The organism is Limnohabitans sp. Rim8 (assembly GCF_943326455.1).
Classification (GTDB): domain Bacteria; phylum Pseudomonadota; class Gammaproteobacteria; order Burkholderiales; family Burkholderiaceae_C; genus Limnohabitans_A.
In genome coordinates, this window is sequence record NZ_CALPTI020000010.1 from 80,496 (window position 1) to 97,474 (window position 16,979).

Genomic DNA, 16,979 nt, shown 5'->3' on the forward strand with positions numbered 1-16,979 from the left:
GATCTCCAGCGCATTCAAGAGTTGCCGCAGTTGACAAGCTCTCAGCCCCTTCAGTTGCCTTGCGCGGCCCGGATTCGGTTGACCTGCAAGGGGGTGACTTCACCGGCTTGATGGCCCCATTGCGTGCGCAGATGGGTCAGCACGGCAGCGATGTCTTGGTCATGCAACTCCAGCACGCCAGGTGGCATGCCAAATGGCCTGGGGTGACCTTGGGTGGCGGGGCCGTAGCCGCCGTACAACACCAGTTGCACCAAATTGGTGGGATCTTTGAGCAACACGGCCCGGTTGCCAGCCAGGGCCGGGTAGGCCACTTCGCCCGAGCCGGTTTTCACGCCCTGACCTTGTTCGCCATGGCACTGCAGACACTGGCGCTCATAAACCTTGGCGCCTTGGGTGGCCACCTGCGGGCTGATGCGGGTGACCGGGTTTGTCTGGGGTGCGGGCTGGCGTGTACGCTGGGCCATTGATTGCAAGTAAAGCGCCATGGCCTGCAAATCGGCTTCTTTCAGGTGCTGCAGACTGTGTTGCACCACCTCGCCCATGGGACCATTGGTTTGGGCTGTGTTGGACGCGCCAGTGCGCAGCAGGCGCACGATGTCGGGCAAGGGCGTGCTGGCCATGCCGCTTTCGGCGTCATGGGCCAAGTTGGGGGCGTACCAGTTGACCACCGGCATCAAGCCGCCCGACAAGTCGTGCACAGGCCCTGTAGCGCCCAGCGCGTTGCGAGGGCTGTGGCAGGCTGCGCAATGGCCCAGGCCTTGCACCAGGTAGGCGCCCCGGTTCCATTCGGCGCTTTGCGCGTGGTCTGCTTGAAAAGGGCTGGGTTCAAAAAACAAGCTGCGCCAGACAGCCAAGGCGGGTTGCGTGCCATAAGGCCAGGCCAATGTGTGGGCAGGTTGGGCCTGCACCACAGGGGGCAGGGTGTTCAACCAAGCAAAAATCGCGTCGCTGTCTTGTCGGGTGACAACGCTGGTGTGGTTGTAGGGAAATGCAGGTGTCAGCAAACGACCATTCGCAGAACGGCCCCGGTGCATCGCCTGCCAAAAGTCTTGCGAACTCCATTTGCCTAAACCAGTATTGGGGTCCGGTGTCAGGTTGCTGCTGTACACCCCGCCAAACGGCGTGTCGATGCGGCGCCCACCCGCCAAGGGGATGCCTCCTCGGGTGGTGTGGCAGGCCATGCAGTTGCCCGCCAATGCCAAGTAGCGGCCTTGCTCGATTTGAGTGTCGGTGGCCGTGGTCGCTGCGACTGGCGCAGCTTTGGCGGGGGCCAATAAGTCGCCCCAGTTGTCCCAGAGCACTGCAACTGTGAGCGCCAGCAGGCTGATCAGTGTGACCCATGCCACAAGCCGCATGGGGTGCATGGGTTGCATACTGGGCTGGTTCATGGACGGGACCCTTTGACCGGTTTGGCAGGGTTCTGGGCGGACAGTTCGGGTGCGCTGCCGCAGCGCAGTGCTTCGGGCAAAGCGGGGCCTGCGGGTGGTTGCGCTGCTGGGCGGGTGTCGGAGGGTAAGGCTTGTCTGGCCAACCAACTGGACACGGCAATCAAGTCGCCGGCCGGCATGCGCTGGACAATTTCAGCCATGCAATCGGGGGCGTGCGCGCGGCGTTGCCGGGTTTGCCAGGCACCCAGTTGGGCGTTCAAATAGTCGAGAGGCAAGCCCAGCAGTCCTGGCACGTTGGGCTGCACGCCTGTCAAGCGCGCCCCATGGCACTGGGTACAAGCCGGTAGCCCCCGAGAGGCGTCACCCTGTGTGACCAGTTGCTGACCTCTGGCCAAGCGATCGGGTGTGATGGCGTTGTTGGTTTTGGGGGGGGCGTAGGGCAGTTGCAAATCAGCAAAGTATTGCGCCATCTCGCCCAGATAGGCATCGCTCAGAGGGTCTACCAAACGTGTCATCAGCTCGTAATGACGGCGGCCTTCGGCAAAATTGCGCAACTGGTTGTGCAAATACCCAGCGGGTTTACCGGCCAAGCGCGGGTAATAGCCGTCTGGTCCAGCCCGGCCTTGCTCACCATGGCAGGCGGTGCAGGCTCGGGTGCGTTCGGCCATGTCATCGGCAAAACGAAGGGGTGTCTGTGCGTGGGCCCCAACCGCCCAAAAGGTCCACGCCAGCCAAAAGCTGGTGCCCCAAAACCATCTTGGAGCATGTTTCAAAATCATCCTCATGCTTTGAAGATAACCGATGCGGCGACAATGTTGGGTTTTGCGCTGAATGCCCTGTGCATGCAGTGCGTTGTTTTTCTCATTCTTCCATTTCAAGCCATGTCCGATATCCAAGTCCGATTTGCCAAACTTCAAGATGCCCCAGCGGTGGCGGCTTTGCATGCGAGCGCTTGCCGCGCTGCCTATGCCGGTCAAGTGCCCGATGCCCATTGGGACGCCACACCCATGCCCAAGCGGGTCTCGTATTGGAGAGAAGCCATCGAGTACGGCGAGCCTCAAGTCATCGTGGCCACCCAAGGCCAAGACATTGTGGGTTTTGTCGGCTTTGACCGCTCGCGCGACCCTAAGTCCAAAAACACCACCGGGGAGATCTGGGCGATTTACGCTGCCCCTGACCGCATTGGCCAAGGTATTGGGCTGGCCTTGTGGGACGCTGCCCGTGAAGGTCTCGAAGACGAAGACTGCACCGAAGTGACGGTCTGGTTGCCGTTGTTGCATGAGCAAACCTTGCGTTTCCATGACTTGGCGGGTTTCAAGCGAGAGATGAACACCGCCCGCACCGTGCCACTGGGTGGTGTCAAGGTGGAAGAGGTTCGCCTCAAACGCAAACTGGGCTGACCGTCAAAAAATGCAAATCATGCTGGCCCCCATGGAGGGGCTGCTCGACCACACCCTGCGAGATGTGCTGACCCGAGTCGGGGGTGTGGACCTGTGCGTGTCGGAATTCATTCGGGTCACCAACACCGTGCTGCCTCGCCGGGCCTTCGAGCGTGTGGTGCCCGAATTGCGTCAGAAAAGTCGGACAGTGGCTGGGGTGCCGGTGAAAGTGCAGCTCTTGGGCTCGGACCCGAGTTGCCTGGCTGATAATGCTGCCGCTTTGGCTGAATTGGCACCGCATGGCATTGACTTGAACTTTGGCTGTCCTGCCAAAACGGTGAATCAGCACCGCGGCGGTGCTGTCTTACTGGATGAGCCCGAACTGGTGGGACAGATCGTAGCGGCGGTGCGCCGTGCGGTGCCCGCGCACATTCCGGTGTCGGCCAAGATGCGGCTGGGCTACAACGACGACAGCCGCGCCGAAGACTGTGCATTGGCCATCGAGGCCGCCGGGGCAAGTGAGCTGGTGGTGCACGCGCGCACCAAAGCCCACGGCTACCGGCCGCCGGCCTATTGGGACCGCATCGCCGATTTGCGCCAGCATGTGCGTTTGCCGATTGTGGCCAATGGCGAAATCTGGACCGTGGCCGATGCCTTGCGTTGCCAAGAGGTGACGGGCTGTGATCGGCTGATGATCGGTCGCGGCATGGTGACCGACCCGGGCTTGGCCTTGGCGATTGCACACCACCGCCAAACAGGACAGGTGCTTTTGCCAGGTCAAGGCGTGGCTTGGGTGGTGATGCTGGATTTGATGCAGGTTTTTTGGGTTGGTGTGAGTGCTCGTGTGGCGACTCGCCACCGGGCTGGTCGGCTCAAGCAGTGGCTCAATTACATGCGCCGTGTCTACCCGCAAGCACAGCAGGCTTTTGATGCCTTGCGTTTGGTGCACGATGCTCAGAAGATCGATGCTTGGTTATTTCAACAGCAGTCTGAATCGGTGTCCTGCTTGGGTTGATGCTGTGCCTGCAAGCCTGATGTGGTCTTAGGCCTTGTTGTGCAGGGTCATGTGCGCCAGCACTTCTTGACGCAGGGTCTCGAGTTTGGGCGCCAAAAGGAGGTAAGCAGTGCTTAAATCGGTGGCTTCGGCATGCTTGCTCATGTCTTCGATGAGCACAACGTGCGCCACCAAACTGTCTACACAAAAAACTGGGGTGAATCCTTTGATTTGGTGCAGGATGCGGTTAGCACCTTGAACATCCCCTTGATCGAGCAGGGTTTGCAGTCGGGGCAAGTCTTCGCTCAATGTCTGATGGAGTGTTTTGAGCAGAGACAACACGCCTTGGTTGTCACCGATGAATTCCATGGCCCGGTCGATGGACAGAAATTCAGGCATTGGCGTGTGGTTCATGGGGGCATTGAGTTACAAAAGGCGTCGGTCGGAACCAAAGCGGATGAAACCATTTTAGTCAAGCAATGCCGCCAGACCCAACTCTGGCTCAAAGCGTTGGTTGATGAACATCAAGCGACTGGGTCCAGGAAAGGCAGCTTGTCTGACTGAATGGCGCGGGTCGCCCGGGTAGCAGATGGTTCGAACGCCGTCGTGGTCATATGGCTCGGGCTCGATCACCGGAGGGCGTCGGTTGTTTGCCTCGGCCAGCACACTTTGGGCATGGGTGTGACGGCTCAGGTGGACCAAACTCATGATTTGGGGAGGCGCCAACTCGATCTCTCGGTTCCAGTAACGCAAGAGCGCATCGCGAGGGTTGATCCAAAGGACTTCGGTGGCTTCATGGTTGTCGTGCTCAGCCAATTGGTCGTCGGGCACCTGGGTGACAAAAAAACGTGTGTCAAAGCGCTTGTTCGTCACCGAAGCTTTGCGTGGCGTGATCCACCTGCACCAGGGCAGCAGCACATCGGTGTGCAAAGACAAAGACTGTGCTTGGAATGCGTCATGCCAACTTTGACCGCTGCGCAGCGCTTGCAGCAAGGCAATGGCTTGTGGCGTGGCATGCGATGCGCAGCCGAGCAAGACCCGGCATTCTTCGTAAGCCTCACGCATGGCGGCCACAAATAGACCCGAGGCACGTTCACTGGGCAGATCGGGTTCGTTCAGCCTGTCGTGCAGCGTGGCGCTGTCTTGGCTCAAGCGTTGTTGCCAGAGCGGGTGTTGGTCCTCAGGGTCGAGTTTGCCTCCAGGAAAGACGTAAACCCCTCCCAACACATTCGAGGCCTGGTGCCTGCGCATCAACAGCACTTGCAAGCCTGACGGGCCATCGCGCAGCATCACCACCGTCGCGGCGTCCAAAGGTGGAGCGGTCAAGATCTCGGTGTTCAGTTCCATGAGGGTGTCAATCGGGTAACAGCCAACGCCTTGGCGCTGGTTTAAAGTTGAAAAAAGAGTTGCTAAGCAGTGTCTATAAAAGCATTTCGATCAGGTTAGCAGATGAATCAGGGGCCATGTGTCGCCTGTTTTTCGCCCTGTCATTTCACATCACAAGGAAATAATTCATGAGCATCGATTTCAAAGGCCGCGTTGCCATCGTCACTGGCGCTGGCGGCGGTTTGGGCAAGCAGCATGCACTGGCGCTGGCTGCACGCGGGGCCAAAGTGTTGGTCAACGATTTGGGCGGCAATGTGCATGGTGAAGGGGGTTCGGTGTCAGCGGCCCAAGCGGTGGTGAACGAAATTTGCGCAGCAGGCGGTGAGGCGCTGGCCAACGGCGCATCGGTCACCGACTTTGAGGCCGTCAAAGCCATGGTCCAGCAAGCGGTAGATGCCTGGGGCCGGGTGGATATCTTGGTGAACAACGCGGGCATCTTGCGCGACAAGAGCTTTGCCAAGATGGATTTGGCCGACTTTAAGCTGGTCATGGACGTGCACGTCATGGGTGCTGTGCATTGCAGCAAGGCCGTATGGCCGATCATGCAAGCGCAAAATTACGGTCGTATTGTGATGACCACATCCTCAAGTGGGTTGTACGGCAACTTTGGTCAAGCCAACTATGGCGCAGCCAAGATGGCTTTGGCAGGCCTGATGCAAACACTTTCGATCGAGGGTGAGAAACACCACATCCGCGTGAACTGCCTGGCCCCAACGGCCGCGACCCGCATGACCGAAGGCCTGATGCCCGAAGCCGTGCTGCAAGCCCTGGACCCCAGCGCCGTGGTGCCCGCCATGCTGGTCATGGTCGGCGATGACGCGCCCAACCGGACCATCATTTGTGCGGGTGCAGGGAGTTTTGAGGTGTCCCACATTACCCTCACCCAAGGGGTTTATTTGGGCACTGGTCCCGATACAGCCGAACGCCTGTTGGCGGCCATGGCTCAGGTCACCGACCGAGAGGGCGAGATGGTGCCGCGTTCGGGTTCTGAACAAGGGACCTTGGAGGTGGGCAAGGCCATGCAAGCGCATCGCGCTGCATAAGATCTACCTCAGTGTCCCTTTGCGCTGGCCTGAAAGGGTCAGCGTCCGTGATGACTGCGCGCAGTTTTTCAAGCAACGGTTTGGAAAGCCATTCCCAATAGGCTATTTTCTAGACTACGCCCAGGCGCATGACAGGCTATGAAGAAAAACTTTTTGGATGGATGAAGCTTATGATCGCGGCAATATCCACAAAGGACATGTATGGGATTTTTGCACACGGACATCGGACCCAGACAAGCAGGAGCTGTGGTGGAGGTGACCATTTCATCTGCCGCCAATGTACGACTGATGGATGACAATAATTTTAATAATTACAAAAATGGCATGAAACACATTTACCTGGGAGGCCTCGTGCGCCAGTCACCCATACGGCTGACAGTCCCTACATTTGGTCACTGGCATGTGGCCATAGACGTCAACGGCATTGAAGGGTCCAGCGGACTGAAAGCCGGCGTGAAAGTGGTGGCAGCTTAAGCGCGCAGACAGTTCCACTGATTCATTGAGCTTGGTTGGATCGTTGGGCAGTAAGGCTTAGACCCCTAAGGAGAACCAAGAGGCAGATCTGAGCTGCACCAATTTCCAGTTATTGTTGCTCAAGCGCATATGCCAAGCCTGCCGGTATACGCTGTCATCTGCAGGTCACACCGACATCGAATTGCTGCAAATTTGGCGTTTGCATTGCGCTTTACTTCAAATGCATACAGACTGTTTTTTCAAGCTAGTATGTCACCAGGAAGTGGCGTTTCACGTTGCTGGATATCCCGGGCTGAACGGGTTGATCTGATCGCGAGCATTTAAATGAGCAAACAACACAAAATTGTCATCGTGGGTGGTGGCGCAGGCGGTCTGGAACTCGCAACCCGGCTAGGACATAGCCATGGCCGACGACAGCGTGCACTCATCACGCTGGTCGATAAAAACCGCACCCACATCTGGAAACCCAAGTTGCACGAAATCGCTTCGGGCAGCATGGACTTGGGCGACCACGAAGTGGATTACATGGCGCAGGCCCATTGGAACCACTTCACCTTTCGAATTGGTGAGCTCAAGGGACTCGACCGCGCCAACAAAACCATCGAACTCGCACCCTATGTGGACGAGCAGGGCCGAGCTGTGACGCCCACCCAACACATCCACTACGACACACTCGTGATTTGTATTGGGAGCTTGAGCAACGACTTCGGCACCCAGGGCGTCAAAGAGCATGCCTTGAAGCTGGAAACGCAGCATGACGCCAAGTCGTTTCATTCCAGGATGGTCAACGCCTGTATCCGCGCGCACAACCAGGCCGAGGTCATCCACAAACGACAATTGCATGTGGCCATCATCGGCGCGGGCGCCACGGGGGTGGAGTTGGCTGCGGAGTTACACCGCACGACGCGCGAGGTGGTGGCTTTTGGCCTAGACCGCATAGATGTCGACAAAGACATCAAAGTCAGCTTGATTGAGGCGGCCGACCGCATTTTGCCGGCCTTGGTGCCGCGCTTGTCGCAAGCCACTGAGCAACTTCTTTCGCGCTTGGGCGTGCAGGTGCTCACCAGCTCCAAAGTGATGGAGGTCATGCCCACCGGCATTCGCTTGGCCGATGGCCGCGAGATCGAGTCCGAACTGGTGGTGTGGGCCGCAGGCGTGAAAGCGCCTGATTTCTTGAAAGAATTTGGCGGGTTGGAAACCAACCGTATCAACCAGTTGGTGGTCCATGACACGCTTCAAACCACACGCGACCCCGATATTTTTGCCTTGGGTGATTGCGCCGCTTGCCCCTGCTCGGATGCCGATGGCGGCCGGGCGGGCATTGTGCCGCCGCGTGCACAAGCAGCGCACCAGCAGGCCACCCATATGTGGCAGCAAATTCAACGCCGCTTGGCCAACAAGCCCCTCAAGCCTTACCGTTACAGAGATTTTGGCTCACTGGTCTCTCTGGGCAAGTTCAGCACGGTGGGCAACATGATGGGCGGTTTGATCGGCAAGAGTCTGATGATCGAAGGCTATTTTGCCAAGCTCATGTACCTGTCTTTGTACAAACTGCATGAACTCGCCATTCACGGCATCCTCAAAACCACGCTCTTTACCCTGTCGCGCATGATCACCAAACAAACCAACCCGACCGTCAAGTTGCATTGAGGTCAGGATCAACGTCGCCGCACAGCCACTGTGTGGTTTGCTTTGGCAACATGGCTTGTGCGGCCCAGATGCAAGAGCCTGGCCACCCCATAGACGCATCCATCCGATACAGCACGGACATGGTTGGCGTTGATTTCCTGCCCGACATCAGGGTGTTTTTCAGGCTTGCCGACAAGTGACCCAGCCCATGAGTCCAAAGTTTCGGCCAGAACAACGGACACACCACCATGCAGCACGCCTGCAGGCTGCCGAGTCCGGGCATCGACGGGCATGCGAGCTTTGAGGTAGCTTTCACCTGTCTCCAGCACTCGATGCCAAGATGCCCGTTTGCGCACAGCGCTCCTCGTTCGTTCAGAGGGTCGAGATTGGGTGAACCTTTCCAGAGGGACATGTGACCGATCGTCCAGATATTGCAGCCACTTTAATGAAAGAACGCGGTATTCGTTGGTAGTTGAATAGGTTCTTTGAACAAATGGCGCCCACCCGGGCACCCTATGCTGCCAACGTTCGAGCGACGAGCGCTTGCCGACCGACACTTACCCCAAGTTGACCACAATGCCCGACAATTGGCTGGCACGCGGAGAAGCGAGGTAGACGACAGCATCTGCGACTTGTTCCGGTTCAATGGCCGGTAGGAAAATGCCATCCTTGATCAGGTCGGCGGTGCGGGTCTCATCCCCGTAGCGGCGCTTCGCCGTCGCTTTGAGCATGTTGTCAATGCGCTCGGTGCGGGTCGAGGGCGGATGGACACCCATGACTCGGACACCAAATTCCTTTGAGCCCAGGCCCATGCCTTTGGTGAACGCCGCCAAACCTGCGTTGGCCGTTGAACCACACAGGTAGTCGAAAGAGGCACGCTCTCCCGCCATGCCGATCACGTTGACGATGACGCCGCTACGGCGTTCCTTCATCGCTGCATAGGCTTGCCGGGTGAGGTTGATTGTGCCGAACAACTTGAGTTCCCACGCATGTCGCCAAGCCATATCGTCGATCGTTTCGATGGTCCCCGACGGAATGTCGCCAGCGTTATTGATCAAAATATCAATGCTTGCGCACAAGTCGGCCGCTTGCTTGAGTTCAGCCGGCTTGCGCAGATCCAGCGCATGAACATCGACTTGCACCTTGTAACGGGCGATGAGATCCGCTTGCACCTTGCTCAGAAGTTGCTGATTGCGCGCCACCAAAATCAGATTGCAGCCCTCAGCGGCAAACGACTGTGCACAGGCAGCCCCAATGCCTTTGGAGCCCCCGGTGATGAGAACCGTTTTTCCAGTGAGATGCAAATCCATGAGCGACTCCAGTCAATAAGCGGAGATTCAAAAAAATACGTGCAAGCTCATCAGATGCTTTAGCGCTTGTCCACGAAACGCAAGGCTTTGGTCTGACTGGACGGATCATAGATGTCGAGCGCAGCAGCAAATTCAACCCGTGGCCTGACACGCACTGCGTCCTGAACACGATCTGCTATGACCCCCGCCAGCTGCTCGCGGTCCGTTGAGTTCGTTGCAAGTCGGACCAGCAACTCGTCCATCGAGAACTCATCCTGAGCGTCCATGCGCTGCACCACCACCTGCAGTTCATCGACCTCGGGCAGACTTTGCAAGGTGTCGAGCAGCACTGCCGGATTGATCAACATGCCCTTGACCTTGACCAAGTCCTTGGCGCGCACAATTGGTCCGATGATCCGGTCACCATTGCGGCCACAGTGTGGGCAGGGCGAACGATCCATCGAAACCATGTCGCCCACCAAAAAGCGGATCAACACAGTGCCACGTCGATCCAGGTGGGTGACTGCAAGAGCCCCGCGCTCGCCATCAGGCAAGCGTCGCCCGGTGTCCGGATCGACGACTTCATGGAACTGAATTTCTGGCGCTGGGTTGTGCCAGCCGCTGTCTTCGCAGCACTGGGCGAAGGCACCAAGTTCCGTTGAACCATAGCGATCGAACACGGTGGCGCCTTGTGCGCCAAGTTCGCGCAAGCAGCGGCGGATTTCTTCACGCATAGCGGGTGATGACGCTTCGCCCGTGATGGCGCACATGCGGACACTCTTGAAGTCACTGCCGCTTTCAATGGCGCGCAACAACACCCTGCGTATGAAGCTTGGCACACCCCACAAGATCGTCGCGCGATGCAAGGCGATACTGCGCACGGCCTGATCGAGCGAACGATGGACATCGAACGCTCCATGTTTGGCGCCTGGCAGCGCAGCAAATATGGTCGCGCCGGCGGCATAAGCATTGGTCGCCGAGCGTATGAAAGCACCCATCGGGGCAGGCGTAAGCGGAAACAGGTTGGCAATCACATCTGTTTCACGGATGCCCGAAATTTCTGCGACACGTGCCGACTGCAACAGATAGGCGTGGTAATCGTGCGTCGTGTTGTAAACGGGCGTAGGCTCTGCACTTGTGCCGGTGGTGTAGATGACCTCCCACAGGACGCGCTCGTGCAAGGGCAGGTCGGGCAGTCGCAGGCGAAACTCTTCAGGTGAAAGCATCATGTCCTGCTTGCGCGTCAAAGGCAGGCGTTCCAAATCGGCCACGGTGGCGATTTGCGCGACATCGATGTTCAATTCTTGCCATTGGCGCCTGTACCACGGATGGCCGCGTGCGCACAGCGCCAACATGGCACGCAGCCGGTCAGACTGTAGTTGCTCAATAGCAGCGTTGGATTGGCCAAAAATGGGCGTCATGAGATGGCGCTGCCCCGCTGATTTTTACATTTGATCAGGGCAATTTTGTCGTTTTGAAAAACCAGCTTGTCATATTGATTGAAGACATGGTCGCGAAATGTAATCACGCCGCGACCAGGCTTGGATGAAAGTCGCTTATCGACAACCTCGACTTCGGTACGCAATGTATCCCCGGGCCTGACTGGCGCCAAAAATCGTGCGCGCTCGAGGGCGATCAAGCCATCGATGCTGTCCGAAAACAGAGCGCCCGTCATGGCGGTCGTGAATGACATGATCAGGTGACTCGGACAGATGAGGCTGCCATAGTCAGTTTTCGAACCTATCTCTGCATCCAAAAAGAGCGGCACTTCGTAGCGCACAAGCTTGCAAAAAGCGAGATGGTCTTCGAGGCTGATCAGACGCGAGGTGGTCGGGTAAAAAGAGCCCACTTCGAACTCTTCAAAGTAATGATTTGTGGCGACCATTTGGCGGAAGGTTGGTGTTTAACTGGATGCGTCACGCAAAACGGCGACGGCAGAAATTTCAATCAAGGCATCTTTGCGCAACAGACCCGCCACCAATACGCCAGCAGAGGTGGGTTGGGCGGTCTTGAAGAACTCGCGACGGACTGCAGCCGTGCTTTTGTAGTTTTCCGTCGTCGTGAAAAAATCATGCGTTTGAACGATGTCATCGCAAGTCCCGCCCACTTCGTTGAGAAGTTTTTCGAACTTGCGAAAAATCTGCCGCGTCTGCTCTTCGATGTTGCCTGGCGCGGTGATCTTGCCCGCATCGTCGGTGCCAGTGGTGCCGGACAGCCATACCATATTGCCGACCCGCAAGGCCGGCACGTAGGTCAGATGAGCGGGCCACTCCTTTGCCCCCGTTATTTTTTCGCGAATCTGGGTCATTGTGATGGTCTTTATGGTGGTTGGTTTAATTTTCAAAAGCGCGGTAAAGGTGAAACCCTTCAAGCAGAACTTCTCCGCGTTGGTTCAACAGGCTGGTTGTGAAGCGATAGAAAACTCGGTGCGCTTCTTGCCAACTCTTCTCGAACACAATGCGCGGGCGGATCGTGTCGCCCACCACCGCTGGTCTCAGAAAGCGACAACCTTGCTCGACAAACACCAATCCTTCGATCTGGTCGCGTGCCGTGGATGCCCCTAGAGCGGTCAAGGATGCCAGTAGCAGTCCGTGTGCGAGCGGCTTGCCAAAGCGTGTTTGGCTGGCGTATTCGACGTCGTAGTGAATTGGATGGACGTCACCGGTGACGGCAGAAAACATCACGAAGTGGGTGTCATTGAGGGTTTTTGACGGCCCTTCAAAAACGGTGCCTGGCACAAGTGCGAGCGGACTTGCAGGGGGGTGACTCATGTCGCCTTTCGGTTGACCTCGGGTCGCTTGGACCGGGTTGGGGAATGGGTTAGGGGGCCTGACGTTTCCCTGATGTGCTTGGCTGCACCTTTGGTTGGGTCGGCCTTGGGCTGCAAAGCTTTCATCAGAAAATTGGCCAAACCGTGAGCGACCTCGTCGGCGGTCAGCAAGCCTTCCGGACGGTACCACTTGGGCAGCCAGTTGATCGCGCCCAGCATGGCCAGACTGGCGAGCTTGACGTCATCACAGACATAGACGCCACGCTGAACGCCGGATTCGATCAATTGCCGCACGCCAGCTTCGAATTCATCGCGTCGGGCCACGTACAGGCTGCGTTGCAGGGGTGTGAGGTTGTCCAGATCGGTCAGCAAGACGCTGCCAAAACCATTTGCCAGCATACCGGCGATATGTTGAACGAGCAGGGCATGCAAAGGTTCATTCTGGCCAGAATGGCCCGCCAAAATGGCGTGGAGTGCGTCAAGGCTCAAGTCCATGCAACGCATGTGACATTGGAAAAGGATGTCCTGCTTGTCCTTGAAATAGTAGTAAAGGTTGCCTTTGGTGATGCCCAGCTCGACGGCGATGTCTTTCATGGTCAAGTTGGACAACCGTGTGTCGCGCAAGACCGTGCCAACGCTGTGCAGTATGGCGTCGCGGCGCGACCCCTTGGAAACCATGCGGCCAACCCAGCGTCCTGCTTTTTCCCCGCCAGAAATCGCTGGCAATGATTTTTTGGAGGAATTTGACAACATGGTCAAAATCATACATCGTGCTTGTGCCGCTTGCAAACTGCAGTGCCTGGTACCTCCCTGTAAGGCTGAAAAAGGAGGGCCTCAAGGACCACTGCGATGTCAATGAGAGTCATCAACTTAGGATTCGAATATGAAAAGTACTTGCGCATCATTGGTTCGTCCCTCACGCCTGGCCTTGCGGCTAAGCACGCTTCTTTTGACTTGCGCCGCCATGGTGGGGGTGCACAGCGCTGCTTGGGCGCAGCAGTACCCGGATCGGCCGATCCGCATCGTCAACACCTTTCCTGCCGGCGGATCCGGCGATGCGGTTGTTCGCATCGTGATGGAAAAAGTTGGGCAGGCCCTTGGCCAGCCTTTTGTCATCGACACGCGCGCCGGCGCATCGGGTGCGATCGGTTCAGCGCACGTTGCCAAGGCCGCTCCTGACGGCTACACATTGGTATTGGGTACAGCCAGTACATTTGGCTCCAACTCCAGCACCCAAAAGAATTTGCCCTACGATCCGATCGCCGATTTCACGCCGGTCATCAACATGGCGACAACCCCTTTTTTCCTTTTGGTGAACCCGTCGGTGCCTGCTAGAAATCTGAGTGAGTTCATCAGTCATGCGAGCGCCAACAAAGGCAAACTCAACTTCGGTTCATTTGGCCCTGGCAGCTCTAACCACCTCGCCTATGAATTGCTCAAGCAGTCCACCAGTCTGGATATCGTGCACGTTCCTTACAAAGGTGGTGCCCCCCTCATCACCGCCTTGCTTGCGGGAGACATCCAGTCGTCGATGGATGTGTATGCGACATCCAACCAGCACGTCAAAGCGGGTAAATTCCGCGTGCTGGGTGTTGCCTCTGCGAACCGCTTTTCTTTGACTCCCGATGTACCGACATTGCGCGAACAAGGTCATGCCGTGGAGGGTGGAACCTTTTTTGCATTGCTTGGGCCGGCCAAAATGTCGCCGCAAATCGTCGCGACCTTGAACCGCGAAGTCAACAAAGTGCTGCAAATGCCTGATGTCCGAGAAAGGTTAGCCGCCATCGGTGTCGAGCCTGTCGGTGGCTCGCCAGAGGTGCTGGCCTCAACCGTCACCGCCGAAATTCAAAAGTGGGCTCGTCTGGTTCAGTCGCGCAATCTGAACTTTGATTAAGCCGGTTTCTGTCAAGCAGTTGCTTGATCAGTACAGTGGCTGCTTTGTTGCCACCACCCGGTGAGTCGAACGCATCGTCATGGCGTTTAATAAAGGCGGCGTGCAAGACCAGCGGGTCTGCGCGATCGCCAGCGAGCTGGCCTGCGCCTGGGCCAGCTCGCCAAAACCGCCAAGCCACTCACACTTCAGCAGATCCGGCTCACGCAGTTGAAGGCCGTTGTGGATCGCCAGAAAGAGGCATTCAAGGGTGAGTGTGAGAGGCAAAAGCATCAACCAGAAGCCGAGCAGGTACGCCAGGGGCAGGGTGTTGATGGCGGCCAACGTGCGGTTCGAAATGTTTGGAGCCCGCCTGAAATCAGGGTATTCGCCTCGATGTATGGGTTGTTTTTGAAACCGCGGCGAAACGGATGACAGGCGATGCAGAAATACTTTTTGCCCTCAAACCCAAGCCTGCCGCCACACGCTGTCGTCCTGCATATCGCGCCAAGCAATGACCTGCACGGCCATGGAAAACACCGCCATGGCGTAGTAGCTGCTCCAGTTGTAGCGGGTGATGGCAAAAATTTTTCGGACCCTACTACCTGCTCAGTTTTATCCGGACAATTGCTTTGGGGAAGAATGGATCACAAGATGATTTGTAAAACTTGTGAGATAGACTGTTTAAAACGTTAAATTCATTTATTCAAACAGAGTTCGCATGAAATCCATTGAAAACCTTCTTGAAGCTTTGATTTTCAACAGCCGTTGGCTGCTTGCACCGTTTTATCTTGGGCTCGTGTTCGGTATTTTTATGTTGTTGGTCAAGTTCGCGCAAGAACTGATACACGTCATACCCAATATTTTCACATCCAGTGAAAGCGAAGTTGTGCTGGCGGTTTTGGCCTTGGTTGATCTCTCCTTGGTGGCGAACTTGCTTCTTATCGTGATTTTTAGTGGGTACGAGAATTTCGTCTCCAAGATCAACACGAAAGGGCATGAGGACCGGCCAGAGTGGATGGGTCAGGTTGATTTCGCCAGTTTGAAGATCAAAGTCATTGCATCCATCGTGGCCATCTCTGCCATAGAGTTGCTCAAGAGCTTCGTGAATCTCAGCATACTTCTTAAAACCGGCGGTGACACCCCCGCAATCTGGTCAGAGGCAGATCAAGCCCTGGCATGGAAAGTCGGTATTCACGTTGGTCTTGTTATCACTGGCTTACTCTTTGCCTACATGGACTATGTATCCGAACGGACCCATGCGCTGAAACATAAAGGCAGTCCCGAGCATTGAACTGCGCTTAATCGGCCGATGCTCAGTCAAACCCAGCCCTGCCGCCAAACGCTGTCATCCTGCAAGTCACGCCAAGCAATCACTGAACAGCCTTGGAAAACACCGCCTCTATTTCCACCTGTTCAATCGGGTCGGTGGGCTCATCGGGCTGAATCACCCGGCCGACCAAAAAGTGCTTTTGTTTGGGCACGGGTTGCACAGCGGTCCATTTGGTTAGCAGCAGTTTTTTGGCAATCATGGAGTTTATATTTTTAAACTTTTTGTTCTAAAGGTTCGCCACTTCCCCCGCCGCATTTATGGGTAAACACCAATAAGTCAATGTGCCAGGCCTATTTCAATTTTCAATTCGTCAGCGTCAAATTCAAAACTGCACTTTGCGTTGAAGTGCGCTTCATTTACTCAAGGAGTTGACAGTGTCTCAAATCATTTCGCAAGCCGTTTTCAAACCAAACCCTGGGGCAGACATGGCCAAATTTATGGCAATCGTTGCTGAAAGTGCTGCCATATGGCGCTAGCACGGAGCCGATGTTTCTGTTTGGACGGTTTCCACAGGAGAGATTGGCAACATGGTTTTTGCCACCCGTTATGAAAGCTACGAGGCCTACGGTAAATGCGTTGACGCTGTGTACAGTGACCCTGAATTTCAAGCGTGGTCTGTTCGTGCGACGGCCAGCGGGTTGAGCAGTTGGGTTCGCAGTAACTTGGCACGCCAATTACCCATTTGATTGAGGAGACAAATCATGGCTTTGTATCTGGTTCGTTCACGCTACACACCATCGGCTTTTCAGGGCATGCTGGCAGCGCCAAGCGATAGAGGAGAGGCTGCAAAAGCGCTTTTCAAATCTATGGGTTTCAAAACACATGAAGTATTGTTTTCAATTTCCAATGGCAGCATCGTTTGTTTGATTGAAGGAACGGCGGAGCAAATCACTGAGGCACAAATGATCACCATGTCAACCGGTGCCTTCGCTGAAATTCAAGTAGAAGAATTGATTTCAACCAAAGCCATGAAAGCGGCCATGACCAGCGCTGGGGCTAAAGCTGCCAAGTACAAAGCACCCAACAAATAATTTGCTTTTGTGCCTTGAAACCAAATTAAGCGTGGCAAGTTGTCGTGTCAAACGGCACTTGCCGACCACCCGAGGCCGATGGCACGTTGGCCATGAACCTCAAGAGCATCAAACCCAACCCTGCCGCCACACGCTGTCGTCTTGCAGATCGCGCCAAGCGATGATTTGCGTCGCTTTTGAAAACACCGCTTCGATTTCCACCTGTTCAATCGGGTCGGTGGGCAGTTCGGGATGAATCACCCGACTGACCAAAAAGTGCTTTTGTTTGGCCACGGGTTTGACGGCGGTCCATTTCGTTAGCAACAGTTTTTTGGGGTTGAGGGGGTTCATGGGTGCACGCCTTCAGCGGCTGTTTTGCATTTCACGCGCTACCGCCTCGGCCAGATCGATCAC

General features: G+C 56.3%; 22 protein-coding genes. 8 read left to right on the forward strand and 14 right to left on the reverse strand.

Annotation, left to right across the window (positions count from 1 at the left end; genetic code table 11):
- Positions 1 to 50: 50 nt before the first annotated feature.
- Positions 51 to 1,388 (reverse strand): c-type cytochrome, encoded by a 1,338-nt coding sequence (locus tag Q1M54_RS09005; protein ID WP_300556419.1) that lies wholly within the window; start codon positions 1,386 to 1,388, stop codon positions 51 to 53.
- Positions 1,385 to 2,056 (reverse strand): c-type cytochrome, encoded by a 672-nt coding sequence (locus tag Q1M54_RS09010; protein WP_300556421.1) that lies wholly within the window; start codon positions 2,054 to 2,056, stop codon positions 1,385 to 1,387. The genes Q1M54_RS09005 and Q1M54_RS09010 overlap by 4 nt, the downstream gene beginning before the upstream one ends.
- A 213-nt stretch (positions 2,057 to 2,269) precedes the next feature.
- On the opposite strand from Q1M54_RS09010, the gene Q1M54_RS09015 reads away from it, so the two are divergent.
- Together Q1M54_RS09015 and Q1M54_RS09020 are read left to right on the forward strand one after the other, a co-directional pair.
- A complete protein-coding gene (locus tag Q1M54_RS09015) occupies positions 2,270 to 2,788 on the forward strand; it encodes a GNAT family N-acetyltransferase (protein WP_300556423.1) in 519 nt (172 codons plus the stop codon).
- A 10-nt stretch (positions 2,789 to 2,798) separates the two neighbouring features.
- Entirely contained in the window at positions 2,799 to 3,782 is a 984-nt protein-coding gene (locus Q1M54_RS09020; RefSeq protein ID WP_300556425.1) for a tRNA-dihydrouridine synthase, read from the forward strand.
- 27 nt (positions 3,783 to 3,809) lie between these two features.
- Here Q1M54_RS09020 and Q1M54_RS09025 read toward each other — a convergent pair whose 3' ends face one another.
- Together Q1M54_RS09025 and Q1M54_RS09030 are read right to left on the reverse strand one after the other, a co-directional pair.
- Complete coding sequence (locus tag Q1M54_RS09025) at positions 3,810 to 4,175, reverse strand: Hpt domain-containing protein (protein ID WP_300556427.1); 366 nt, start codon at positions 4,173 to 4,175, stop codon at positions 3,810 to 3,812.
- A 54-nt stretch (positions 4,176 to 4,229) separates the two neighbouring features.
- Entirely contained in the window at positions 4,230 to 5,108 is an 879-nt protein-coding gene (locus Q1M54_RS09030) for an NUDIX hydrolase (protein ID WP_300556429.1), read from the reverse strand.
- A gap of 167 nt (positions 5,109 to 5,275) precedes the next feature.
- Between Q1M54_RS09030 and Q1M54_RS09035 the strand changes: the two genes are divergently transcribed.
- From Q1M54_RS09035 to Q1M54_RS09045, 3 genes are all read left to right on the forward strand, one after another.
- Positions 5,276 to 6,190, forward strand: a complete 915-nt coding sequence (locus Q1M54_RS09035; RefSeq protein WP_300556431.1) for an SDR family NAD(P)-dependent oxidoreductase — start codon at positions 5,276 to 5,278, stop codon at positions 6,188 to 6,190.
- 201 nt (positions 6,191 to 6,391) lie between these two features.
- Positions 6,392 to 6,664 (forward strand): DUF1883 domain-containing protein, encoded by a 273-nt coding sequence (locus tag Q1M54_RS09040; protein ID WP_300556433.1) that lies wholly within the window; start codon positions 6,392 to 6,394, stop codon positions 6,662 to 6,664.
- A gap of 324 nt (positions 6,665 to 6,988) precedes the next feature.
- Positions 6,989 to 8,314 carry an NAD(P)/FAD-dependent oxidoreductase gene (locus Q1M54_RS09045; RefSeq protein ID WP_300556435.1) on the forward strand — a complete coding sequence of 442 codons (1,326 nt, stop codon included), beginning with the start codon at positions 6,989 to 6,991 and terminating at the stop codon, positions 8,312 to 8,314.
- Positions 8,315 to 8,322: 8 nt separating this feature from the next.
- On the opposite strand, the gene Q1M54_RS09050 is transcribed toward Q1M54_RS09045, so the two are convergent.
- The 7 genes from Q1M54_RS09050 to Q1M54_RS09080 all read right to left on the reverse strand — a co-directional run bounded on the left by Q1M54_RS09050 (position 8,323) and on the right by Q1M54_RS09080 (position 13,105).
- The gene (locus Q1M54_RS09050; protein WP_300556437.1) at positions 8,323 to 8,649 is read right to left on the reverse strand and encodes a hotdog fold thioesterase; all 327 of its coding nucleotides are present in this window, start codon (positions 8,647 to 8,649) and stop codon (positions 8,323 to 8,325) included.
- A gap of 201 nt (positions 8,650 to 8,850) precedes the next feature.
- Positions 8,851 to 9,603 (reverse strand): short-chain dehydrogenase/reductase, encoded by a 753-nt coding sequence (locus tag Q1M54_RS09055; protein WP_300556439.1) that lies wholly within the window; start codon positions 9,601 to 9,603, stop codon positions 8,851 to 8,853.
- 59 nt (positions 9,604 to 9,662) lie between these two features.
- Complete coding sequence (locus Q1M54_RS09060; RefSeq protein WP_300556441.1) at positions 9,663 to 11,003, reverse strand: AMP-binding protein; 1,341 nt, start codon at positions 11,001 to 11,003, stop codon at positions 9,663 to 9,665.
- Positions 11,000 to 11,467 (reverse strand): MaoC/PaaZ C-terminal domain-containing protein, encoded by a 468-nt coding sequence (locus Q1M54_RS09065; protein WP_300556443.1) that lies wholly within the window; start codon positions 11,465 to 11,467, stop codon positions 11,000 to 11,002. Before Q1M54_RS09065 ends, Q1M54_RS09060 begins: the two co-directional genes overlap by 4 nt.
- 18 nt (positions 11,468 to 11,485) lie before the next feature.
- The gene (locus Q1M54_RS09070) at positions 11,486 to 11,953 is read right to left on the reverse strand and encodes a RidA family protein (protein WP_300556445.1); all 468 of its coding nucleotides are present in this window, start codon (positions 11,951 to 11,953) and stop codon (positions 11,486 to 11,488) included.
- Positions 11,916 to 12,353, reverse strand: a complete 438-nt coding sequence (locus tag Q1M54_RS09075) for a MaoC/PaaZ C-terminal domain-containing protein (RefSeq protein WP_300556447.1) — start codon at positions 12,351 to 12,353, stop codon at positions 11,916 to 11,918. Before Q1M54_RS09075 ends, Q1M54_RS09070 begins: the two co-directional genes overlap by 38 nt.
- On the reverse strand, positions 12,350 to 13,105 hold the full coding sequence (locus tag Q1M54_RS09080) for a TetR/AcrR family transcriptional regulator (protein WP_300556449.1): 756 nt from the start codon (positions 13,103 to 13,105) through the stop codon (positions 12,350 to 12,352). The genes Q1M54_RS09075 and Q1M54_RS09080 overlap by 4 nt, the downstream gene beginning before the upstream one ends.
- A gap of 130 nt (positions 13,106 to 13,235) precedes the next feature.
- On the opposite strand from Q1M54_RS09080, the gene Q1M54_RS09085 reads away from it, so the two are divergent.
- Positions 13,236 to 14,246 carry a tripartite tricarboxylate transporter substrate binding protein gene (locus Q1M54_RS09085; protein ID WP_300556451.1) on the forward strand — a complete coding sequence of 337 codons (1,011 nt, stop codon included), beginning with the start codon at positions 13,236 to 13,238 and terminating at the stop codon, positions 14,244 to 14,246.
- A gap of 27 nt (positions 14,247 to 14,273) precedes the next feature.
- Here the strand turns inward: Q1M54_RS09085 and Q1M54_RS09090 are convergent, their stop codons facing one another.
- Positions 14,274 to 14,567, reverse strand: coding sequence for a hypothetical protein (locus tag Q1M54_RS09090; protein WP_300556453.1), 294 nt, complete (start codon positions 14,565 to 14,567; stop codon positions 14,274 to 14,276).
- 376 nt (positions 14,568 to 14,943) lie between these two features.
- Between Q1M54_RS09090 and Q1M54_RS09095 the strand changes: the two genes are divergently transcribed.
- A complete protein-coding gene (locus Q1M54_RS09095; protein ID WP_300556455.1) occupies positions 14,944 to 15,516 on the forward strand; it encodes a TIGR00645 family protein in 573 nt (190 codons plus the stop codon).
- A gap of 79 nt (positions 15,517 to 15,595) precedes the next feature.
- Here the strand turns inward: Q1M54_RS09095 and Q1M54_RS09100 are convergent, their stop codons facing one another.
- Positions 15,596 to 15,754, reverse strand: coding sequence for a TIGR02450 family Trp-rich protein (locus Q1M54_RS09100; protein WP_300556457.1), 159 nt, complete (start codon positions 15,752 to 15,754; stop codon positions 15,596 to 15,598).
- A gap of 502 nt (positions 15,755 to 16,256) precedes the next feature.
- On the opposite strand from Q1M54_RS09100, the gene Q1M54_RS09105 reads away from it, so the two are divergent.
- Positions 16,257 to 16,586 carry a GYD domain-containing protein gene (locus Q1M54_RS09105; RefSeq protein WP_300556459.1) on the forward strand — a complete coding sequence of 110 codons (330 nt, stop codon included), beginning with the start codon at positions 16,257 to 16,259 and terminating at the stop codon, positions 16,584 to 16,586.
- A gap of 108 nt (positions 16,587 to 16,694) precedes the next feature.
- On the opposite strand, the gene Q1M54_RS09110 is transcribed toward Q1M54_RS09105, so the two are convergent.
- Positions 16,695 to 16,916, reverse strand: a complete 222-nt coding sequence (locus Q1M54_RS09110) for a TIGR02450 family Trp-rich protein (RefSeq protein ID WP_300556461.1) — start codon at positions 16,914 to 16,916, stop codon at positions 16,695 to 16,697.
- Positions 16,917 to 16,979 lie beyond the last annotated feature (63 nt).

Coding starts and splice junctions, on each gene's coding strand:
- Q1M54_RS09060 (WP_300556441.1), bottom strand. CDS start 11,003: ATGACGCCCATTTTTGGCCAATCCAACGCTGCTATTGAGCAACTACAG.
- Q1M54_RS09075 (WP_300556447.1), bottom strand. CDS start 12,353: ATGAGTCACCCCCCTGCAAGTCCGCTCGCACTTGTGCCAGGCACCGTT.
- Q1M54_RS09105 (WP_300556459.1), top strand. CDS start 16,257: ATGGCTTTGTATCTGGTTCGTTCACGCTACACACCATCGGCTTTTCAG.
- Q1M54_RS09045 (WP_300556435.1), top strand. CDS start 6,989: ATGAGCAAACAACACAAAATTGTCATCGTGGGTGGTGGCGCAGGCGGT.
- Q1M54_RS09020 (WP_300556425.1), top strand. CDS start 2,799: ATGCAAATCATGCTGGCCCCCATGGAGGGGCTGCTCGACCACACCCTG.
- Q1M54_RS09085 (WP_300556451.1), top strand. CDS start 13,236: ATGAAAAGTACTTGCGCATCATTGGTTCGTCCCTCACGCCTGGCCTTG.
- Q1M54_RS09040 (WP_300556433.1), top strand. CDS start 6,392: ATGGGATTTTTGCACACGGACATCGGACCCAGACAAGCAGGAGCTGTG.
- Q1M54_RS09110 (WP_300556461.1), bottom strand. CDS start 16,916: ATGAACCCCCTCAACCCCAAAAAACTGTTGCTAACGAAATGGACCGCC.
- Q1M54_RS09100 (WP_300556457.1), bottom strand. CDS start 15,754: ATGATTGCCAAAAAACTGCTGCTAACCAAATGGACCGCTGTGCAACCC.
- Q1M54_RS09035 (WP_300556431.1), top strand. CDS start 5,276: ATGAGCATCGATTTCAAAGGCCGCGTTGCCATCGTCACTGGCGCTGGC.
- Q1M54_RS09005 (WP_300556419.1), bottom strand. CDS start 1,388: ATGAACCAGCCCAGTATGCAACCCATGCACCCCATGCGGCTTGTGGCA.
- Q1M54_RS09055 (WP_300556439.1), bottom strand. CDS start 9,603: ATGGATTTGCATCTCACTGGAAAAACGGTTCTCATCACCGGGGGCTCC.
- Q1M54_RS09025 (WP_300556427.1), bottom strand. CDS start 4,175: ATGAACCACACGCCAATGCCTGAATTTCTGTCCATCGACCGGGCCATG.
- Q1M54_RS09080 (WP_300556449.1), bottom strand. CDS start 13,105: ATGTTGTCAAATTCCTCCAAAAAATCATTGCCAGCGATTTCTGGCGGG.
- Q1M54_RS09010 (WP_300556421.1), bottom strand. CDS start 2,056: ATGGCCGAACGCACCCGAGCCTGCACCGCCTGCCATGGTGAGCAAGGC.
- Q1M54_RS09095 (WP_300556455.1), top strand. CDS start 14,944: ATGAAATCCATTGAAAACCTTCTTGAAGCTTTGATTTTCAACAGCCGT.
- Q1M54_RS09065 (WP_300556443.1), bottom strand. CDS start 11,467: ATGGTCGCCACAAATCATTACTTTGAAGAGTTCGAAGTGGGCTCTTTT.
- Q1M54_RS09015 (WP_300556423.1), top strand. CDS start 2,270: ATGTCCGATATCCAAGTCCGATTTGCCAAACTTCAAGATGCCCCAGCG.
- Q1M54_RS09030 (WP_300556429.1), bottom strand. CDS start 5,108: ATGGAACTGAACACCGAGATCTTGACCGCTCCACCTTTGGACGCCGCG.